The sequence below is a fragment of the Phenylobacterium sp. genome (assembly GCF_004799395.1).
GTDB lineage: Bacteria > Pseudomonadota > Alphaproteobacteria > Caulobacterales > Caulobacteraceae > Phenylobacterium.
Map to the genome: position 1 here is coordinate 1 of NZ_SSMZ01000253.1, position 7,086 is coordinate 7,086.

The window sequence follows — 7,086 nt, forward strand, 5'->3', positions numbered from 1 at the left end:
GACAACGAGCTGATCAAGCACGACGCCGTGGCTGACTCATCCACCGTCGGCGTGCCGCACGACGAGTGGGGCGAGCAGGTGAAGGCGGTGATCCTGCTGAAGGACGGCTATCAGCCCTCTGACCAGCTGGCCCAGGAGATCCTCGCCTTCGCGCGCATCAACCTGCCGGCCTTCAAGGTCCCGCGCAGCGTCGATTTCGTCACCGAACTGCCCCGCTCGGAAGCCGGAAAGATCCAGCGCAACAAGGTCCGGGCGCCCTACTGGGAAGGCCGCGCACGACAGATCTAGAGCCCTTCCCACTCAGGTTGGATCAACCTGAGCGGACGAGACGGGCTCCAGATATAGGCGACGACCCCGTTCTATCCCGCCTGACTTATTCAAGTCAGCCGGGAAGGGGGCTAGGCGAAACACCGCGACACCAAGCGTGTTTTGGCTTGGCCGCGCGACGCATGGCATAGGCGCCCCCGCAGACCCGCGAGAGGCCACGACCATGATCCCGTTCATCGACCTGCAGGCGCAGCGCAAGCGCCTGGGCCAGCCGCTGGAGGACGCGATCCTCAAGGTGGTGCGTTCGGGCGCCTACATCATGGGTCCCGAGATCGCGGAGTTCGAACGCCAGCTGGCCGCCTTCGGCCATGCGCCCTATGCGCTCTCGTGCGGCTCGGGCACCGAGGCGCTGGTGCTGCCGCTGATGGCCTGGGGGATCGGGCCGGGCGATGCGGTCTTCTGCCCTTCCTTCACCTTCGCCGCCACCGCCGAGGCCATGCCACTGGTGGGCGCCTCGCCGGTGTTCGTGGACATCGATCCGGACACCTACAACCTCGATCCCGAAAGCCTGCAGGCGGCCATCGAGGCGGTGAAGCGCGAGGGCAAGCTCACGCCCCGCGCGGTCATCGCCGTCGACCTCTTCGGCGGCCCGGCGGACTACCCGGCCATCGCCCGTGTCTGCGCCAAGCACGGGCTGAAGCTGATCAGCGACTCAGCCCAGGGATTCGGCTGCACGCTGGACGGCAAGCACCCGATCCACTGGGCCCACGTCACCACCACGTCGTTCTTCCCGGCCAAGCCGCTGGGCTGCTACGGCGACGGCGGCGCGGTGCTCTGCAAGGACGAGAAATTCCACGACCTCTTGGTGTCCTTGCGCGTCCACGGCCAGGCGGTGAAGTCGGACATCGAGGGCAAGACCTTCGAGCACGACGCGAAATACCTGAACGTCCGCATCGGGATGAACTCCCGCATGGACACCATCCAGGCCGCCGTCCTGCTGGAGAAGATGAAGATCTTCGAGGACGAGATCGCCGCCCGCAACCGCGTCGCCGACCGCTATGCCGCAGGCCTCTCCGACCTGGTGAAGACGCCCACGGTGCAGGACGGCGGGGTCAGCGTCTGGGCGCAGTACACCATCGAAGTGGAGGGCCGCGACGAGCTTGGTCCGCACCTGCGTGAGCACGGCGTGCCCAGCGCCGTCTACTATCCGATCCCGATCCACAGGCAGGGCGTCTATTCGGGCTATCCGACGGCGCCCGGCGGCTTGCCGGTCACCGAGGCCAAGGCCGGCCAGGTCATCAGCCTGCCCATGCACCCTTACCTCTCCGCCGACGATCAAGATCAGATCGTCGCCGCCATCCGGGCCTTCGTGAAGAAGAACCGTTGAGCTCCGAGGCTATAAGTTTCCCATAAAGTTTCCCATCGCCAGGCAAAGTAATTCCACTCATGGGGGAGAATTCATCACGTTCGTAAGGGTGAACTCCCCTGGCAGGTGAATCGTGTTGTTAGTTTCTTGTTTACCGACAGAAGTTCGCTCCGCAGTAGAATTTAATCCTGAAAGCGGTGGACGATGAAAACTCAAGCACTCTTGGCTGGCGCGGCGATCGCGCTGGCGGTTTCGTTCGGCGCAGCGTCTGCGCAGGCCGACACAAACCTGATCACTAACGGCGACTTTTCCGCTGGTCTCGCCGATTGGTCCGAGGTCGACAGTTGCTGCTACTTCACAGACAGCACCGGGTTCCGCGAGGGCTCCGTCGGGGCAAACGGCATGCTCTCGCAGACATTCATCGACGATGTTGGCGGTTCCCTGACGCTCGATTTCGATTTCGGCGGCGACGCTGGCGGAAGCACCGGATATCAATACGTTTCCTTCGACGGGACCACGATTGCGGGCTCGTATGTCGACACCACCAATGGTAGTCCCTACCAGCACTACACGTTCGCGCTCGGCGCGGGCACCGGGTCCGACACGATTACCTTCAATGGCCGGAACGACCCGAGCTACAATACGCTGGACAACGTCGCCATCACGCAGACAGCCGGTGTCCCGGAGCCCACCAGCTGGGCGTTGATGCTCTCGGGCTTCTTTGGCGCAGGCGCCTTCCTGCGCCGCCGCCGTGCCGTGACCGCGACCGCGACCGCCTGATCGGCGCCACCAAGGCATCTACCGAAAGGGCCGCCCATCGGGCGGCCCTTTCTCTTTGGCCAGTTATCTCTGTCCGCCGGACGATCACGAGAAGTTCAAATACCCCTGTTAGGGGAATCGGGTTGTCAACGATTTGGTAACGATGTTGGATGGGCCCTTAGGCTGCAAATGGGGCTCACAATGAAAATTCAAACTCTCCTGGCAGGGGCTGCGGTGGCCGCGGCGGTGTCCTTCGTTGGCGCGTCTGCGCAGGCGCAGATCGTCAACGGTGGCTTCGAGACCGGCGACGACACCGGCTGGACCATCGTCGGCGACGCCACCGGTGTCGTGGGCGCGGGGTATGACGCCGAGAACCCGAATAGCGGCAACTACTTCATGGCGCTCGGCGACACTGATGGCGCCTACCCGTACGGCACCGTCTCGCAGGTCGTCTCCGACACGGCGGGCCAGAATTACATCCTCAGCTACTACCTGATGAGCGACGGCGCCCTGCCGAACTACGACGACGTCACCTGGAACGGCGTCACCCTCGCCGGCAGCGTCGTGAGCAGCCTGCCGGACACCCGTCCGAACGGCTACACTCTGTACCAGTTCAACGTCACGGGCACGGGCGCTGATCTGCTCCTGTTCCACGAACAGAACGTTCCCGCCTACAACGCCCTGGACGATGTCGCCCTGACGCCTGGATCTCTCGGCGGCGTTCCGGAACCCACCACCTGGGCGCTGATGCTCTCGGGCTTCTTCGGCGCCGGCGCCTTCCTGCGCCGCCGCCGGGCGATGACCGCGACCGCCTGATCGGCGCCGCCAACGCATCTACCCGAAGGGCCGCCCACCGGGCGGCCCTTTTCGTTTCAGCGCCAGTAGGCCGCCACGTCCTTCGCATAGGCGAGGCCTTGGGCCAGGCCCGCCCTGGCGGCGCCCGGGCGCTTGCGGAAGTCCATCAGGTTCACACCGAACGCCTCGACGCTGGCCTCGTCCGGCGCGATGGTCAGCACCGTGCCGCCGCCGCCTTTCAGGGTCTCGATCTCCTCGTCGAACTGGGCGGCGAGCCGCTCGCCGGTCGCCCCGCCGCCGGCGCCCAGGCGCAGCGCGATCACCACCACCAGCTCGTGGCCGACCGCCATGTCGGCGTTGGTGGCCGAGCGCATGCCGCCGTCGATGTAGCGCCGGCCCTTCAGCGTCACCGGCGGATAGACCCCCGGCACGCTGCAGCTCGAGGCCACCGCGCGCACCACGCCCACGCCGGAGTCCTTGGTCCACACCTGGAAGGCGCCGGTCTCGGCGTCGACAGCAGTGCAGGCAAATCCGCGTTCCGGCCAGGCGTCGGCCGGCAGGCTGGAGAAGGCGCGGCCGAAGCTCTCGATGAAGTCGTCCTCGCTGGGCGTCTCGGCCGCCAGCGCCCAGGCGCCGATCTCCGCGCGGACCTCGGCGGGATTGCGCGTCCCGCCGTGGACCTCGCCCATCAGCTGCATCAGCTTTGTCAGGTCTGGCGGCGCCGCGCGCACGGAGCTGCGCGGGCCCTCGCCCCGCGCCGGATTTGAGGAGCTCTGATCGGCGATGATCGGGTCGGCCAGGGTCGCCGCGTCCGCGCCCAGGGCCAGCCTGGCGCCCACGAACGAGCCGGCCGAGGTGCCCATGGTGAAGTCGGCGTCGCCCAGGTTCACCGCGCCCTGCGCGAGACCCGCGATCAGTCCGCTCTCCCAGGCGATCCCGACCGGTCCGCCGCCACCCAACACCAGCGCCCGTGTCATGGCCTCTCCAGTTCCTTTGTCTCGCCGCAGAGCATCGGCGCGCCCGCGCCATCTGTCCACGGCGCGCTCAGGCCGCGAGTTGTTTGCGCTCCGTCCACTCGCCGCAGTTCTCGGCGATGTAATGTGCGGCCTCCGCGTCGGGGCGCTTTCCAGTCGCCGACCACGCCCTTGCACAGAAAGGACGTTCGATCCTCGACGCCGCGGGGACGGCTGGTCAAGGCCTCGAAGCTGGTCGCCTCGGCGATCTGCTCCATCAGCCCGCGGTCCGTCGAGGCCCCAGCATAGATATCGCGCGAAACTCAAGCTTTAGACCTGGGCGTCGCGCGGTCATGATGGCGTCGGGCGGGGTCGCCGATCTTGCGCCACCCGCGCACCCGTGGGATGCGTGCGGTCAAACAAATGTTTGGATTGGAAACGCCACCATGAAGGCTGCGGTCTACTACGAGAACGGCGGCCCGGACGTCTTCCGCTACGAAGACGTCCCGGATCCCGAGTGCCACCGCAAGGGCGTCGTCATCCGCGTCGAGGCGGTCTCGATCGAGGGCGGCGACACGCTCAACCGCTTTCGCGGCGCCCTGGCGACCAAACCGCACATCGTCGGCTACCAGGCCGCCGGCGAGGTGGTCGCGGTGGGCGAAGAGGTCGACAACATCAAGGTGGGCGACAAGGCAGTCACCACCGGCGCCTTCGGAAGCCACGCCGAGCTGCGCGCCGTGTCCGCGCGCACCGCCTGGGTGATTCCGCCAGGGATGGACGTGCGCCTCGCCGCCGCCATCCCCGTGCCCTTCGGCACCGCCCACGACTGCCTCTTCGAATTCGGCCGGATGAAGAAGGGCGAGATCGTCCTGGTGCAGGCCGGCGCCTCGGGCGTCGGCGTGGCGGCGATCCAGCTGGCGGCGCGCGCCGGGGCGTCGATGGTGCTGGCCACCGCCTCCTCCGACGCACGACTGGAGAAGCTCAAGGGGCTCGGCATGACCCATGGCATCAACTATGCCCGTGACGACGTCGTGACGGAGGTCGCCCGCCTGACCGACAAGCACATGGCCGACGTGATCGTCGATTCCGTGGGCGGCCCCACGTTGCAGACCTCGATCCTGAGCCTCGCCTACCGCGGCCGGGTCTCCATGGTCGGGCAGGCGGGCCGCGAACCGATGAAGGTCGACGTGGGCTCGATGATGGGCGGCAATCGCAGCCTCAGCGGGGTCTTCCTGGGCGCCGAGATCGCCACCGACCGGGTGCACGACACCATCCAGCAGCTGATCCAGGACGTCGCCGACGGCGCGCTGCAGGTGGTCATCGACCGCACCTTCGCGCTGAAGGACGCTGCCGAAGCCCACCGCTACATCGAAAGCCGCCAGGCGGTCGGACGCGTGCTGTTAGTTCCGTAGAAGCGTTGCTCCCGTCGGGGGAGCTTCAGCGAAGCTGACTGAGGGGGTCATCCGAGGTCTGAGCGGCCCCCCTCCCGCGCTTCGCGCCACCTCCCCCGACGGGGAGGAATCAGGAGATGCCCCATGCCCCGCGCCCACAATGGCCTCGTCGAGATCGAGTGGCAGAGCTTCGGCGACGGCCTGCCGGAGACCATCCTGCTGGTCAATGGCCTGGGCTCGCAAATGACCCGCTGGCCGGAGGCCTTCTGCGGGAAGCTGGTCGCCAAGGGCTACCGCGCCATCCGCTTCGACAACCGCGACACCGGCCTCTCGACCTGGTCCTCCGAGGCCTACACGCTGAGGGACATGGCCAATGACGCCGTGGCCGTGCTCGACGCGGCGGGCGTGCGCCAGGCCCATATCGCCGGCGTCTCCATGGGCGGCATGATCGTCCAGAGGATCGCGCTGGATCGTCCCGACCGCGTGCTCTCCATGACCTCGATCATGTCCACCACGGGAGCGGCCGACGCCTTCAAGTCGACGCCGGAGGCCGCCGCGGTCCTGAATCTCCCGCCGCCCGATCCGAAGGCGGACTTCGAGGCCTTCGTCGCCAACCGCATGGCCAATGCGGTGACCATCGGCAGTCCGCTGCATCCGTGGACGGACGAAGAGAACCGCGCGCGGGCGATCGCCGAATATAAGCGCGCCTTCAACCCCTCCGGCGCCGCCCGCCAGATGGCCGCCGTGCGCGCGGACGGCGACCGCACCGCGGCGCTGAAGGGCCTGAAGCTGCCGGTCGTGGTGCTGCACGGCGCTGACGATCCCTTGCTGATGCCGGTCGGCGGCGAGGCCACCGCGGCGGCCATTCCGGGCGCCGAGCTGCGCATCGTCCCGGGGATGGGCCACGACCTGCCGCCCGGCCTCTATGACATCTTCGTCGACGCCATCACCACCGCGGCCAGCCGCGCCCCCAAACCTGCCCAAGAGCGGGCCAACGCATAAGGATCACCCATGGGACGCCTCCAGGACCGCACGGCCGTCATCACCGGCGCGGGCAGCGGCATCGGCCGCGCCGCCAGCCTGCTGTTCGCCCGCGAGGGCGCGCGCCTGGTCTGCGTCGACCGCGCCGACAGCGTCGCCGAGACCGCGACCATGGTCGGCCAGGCCGGCGGCAAGGCGGTGGCCCTCCAGGGCGACGCCGGCGACGAGGCCTTCGTGAAGTCCTACATCGACCGCGCCCAGGCCGAGTTCGGCTCGCTGGACGTGGTCTGGGCCAACGCTGGCATTTCGGGCGGCTGGACCCCGCTGCACGAACAGACCGCCGACTACTGGGCCGAGATCCTGCGGGTGAACCTGATCGGGGCCTTCCTGGCCGTGAAGCACGCCTCGGTCCCGATGATCGCCGCCGGCAAGGGCTCGATCATCTGTACCGCCTCGGTGGCCGGCATCCGCTCCGGCGCCGGCGGCCCGGCCTACTCCGCGTCGAAGGCCGGCGTCATCAGCCTGGCCCAGACCTCGGCCAACGAGTTCTACGGGACCGGCGTGCGGGTCAACG

At 67.8% G+C, this 7,086-nt stretch carries 7 protein-coding genes and 1 pseudogene; 7 read left to right on the forward strand and 1 reads right to left on the reverse strand.

Annotated elements, in window-relative coordinates:
* The 4 genes and pseudogenes from E8A12_RS16025 to E8A12_RS16040 form a co-directional block, all read left to right on the forward strand.
* A pseudogene (locus E8A12_RS16025) lies at positions 1-288 on the forward strand (acyl-CoA synthase); the annotation flags it as partial.
* A gap of 202 nt (positions 289-490) precedes the next feature.
* Positions 491-1,654: a DegT/DnrJ/EryC1/StrS aminotransferase family protein gene (locus tag E8A12_RS16030; protein ID WP_293370599.1), complete on the forward strand. Its 1,164-nt coding sequence runs from the start codon at positions 491-493 to the stop codon at positions 1,652-1,654.
* 183 nt (positions 1,655-1,837) lie between these two features.
* The gene (locus E8A12_RS16035) at positions 1,838-2,413 is read left to right on the forward strand and encodes a PEPxxWA-CTERM sorting domain-containing protein (RefSeq protein ID WP_293370601.1); all 576 of its coding nucleotides are present in this window, start codon (positions 1,838-1,840) and stop codon (positions 2,411-2,413) included.
* A gap of 180 nt (positions 2,414-2,593) precedes the next feature.
* Positions 2,594-3,208, forward strand: coding sequence for a PEPxxWA-CTERM sorting domain-containing protein (locus tag E8A12_RS16040; protein WP_293370603.1), 615 nt, complete (start codon positions 2,594-2,596; stop codon positions 3,206-3,208).
* Between the two features lie 56 nt (positions 3,209-3,264).
* On the opposite strand, the gene E8A12_RS16045 is transcribed toward E8A12_RS16040, so the two are convergent.
* Positions 3,265-4,164: a patatin-like phospholipase family protein gene (locus tag E8A12_RS16045; RefSeq protein ID WP_293370605.1), complete on the reverse strand. Its 900-nt coding sequence runs from the start codon at positions 4,162-4,164 to the stop codon at positions 3,265-3,267.
* A gap of 422 nt (positions 4,165-4,586) precedes the next feature.
* Between E8A12_RS16045 and E8A12_RS16050 the strand changes: the two genes are divergently transcribed.
* The 3 genes from E8A12_RS16050 to E8A12_RS16060 form a co-directional block, all read left to right on the forward strand.
* The gene (locus tag E8A12_RS16050) at positions 4,587-5,552 is read left to right on the forward strand and encodes a zinc-binding alcohol dehydrogenase family protein (protein ID WP_293370607.1); all 966 of its coding nucleotides are present in this window, start codon (positions 4,587-4,589) and stop codon (positions 5,550-5,552) included.
* A 123-nt stretch (positions 5,553-5,675) separates the two neighbouring features.
* On the forward strand, positions 5,676-6,533 hold the full coding sequence (locus tag E8A12_RS16055) for an alpha/beta hydrolase (RefSeq protein ID WP_293370609.1): 858 nt from the start codon (positions 5,676-5,678) through the stop codon (positions 6,531-6,533).
* 9 nt (positions 6,534-6,542) lie between these two features.
* A partial coding sequence (locus E8A12_RS16060; protein WP_293370611.1) for an SDR family oxidoreductase occupies positions 6,543-7,086 on the forward strand: 544 nt, incomplete at its 3' end.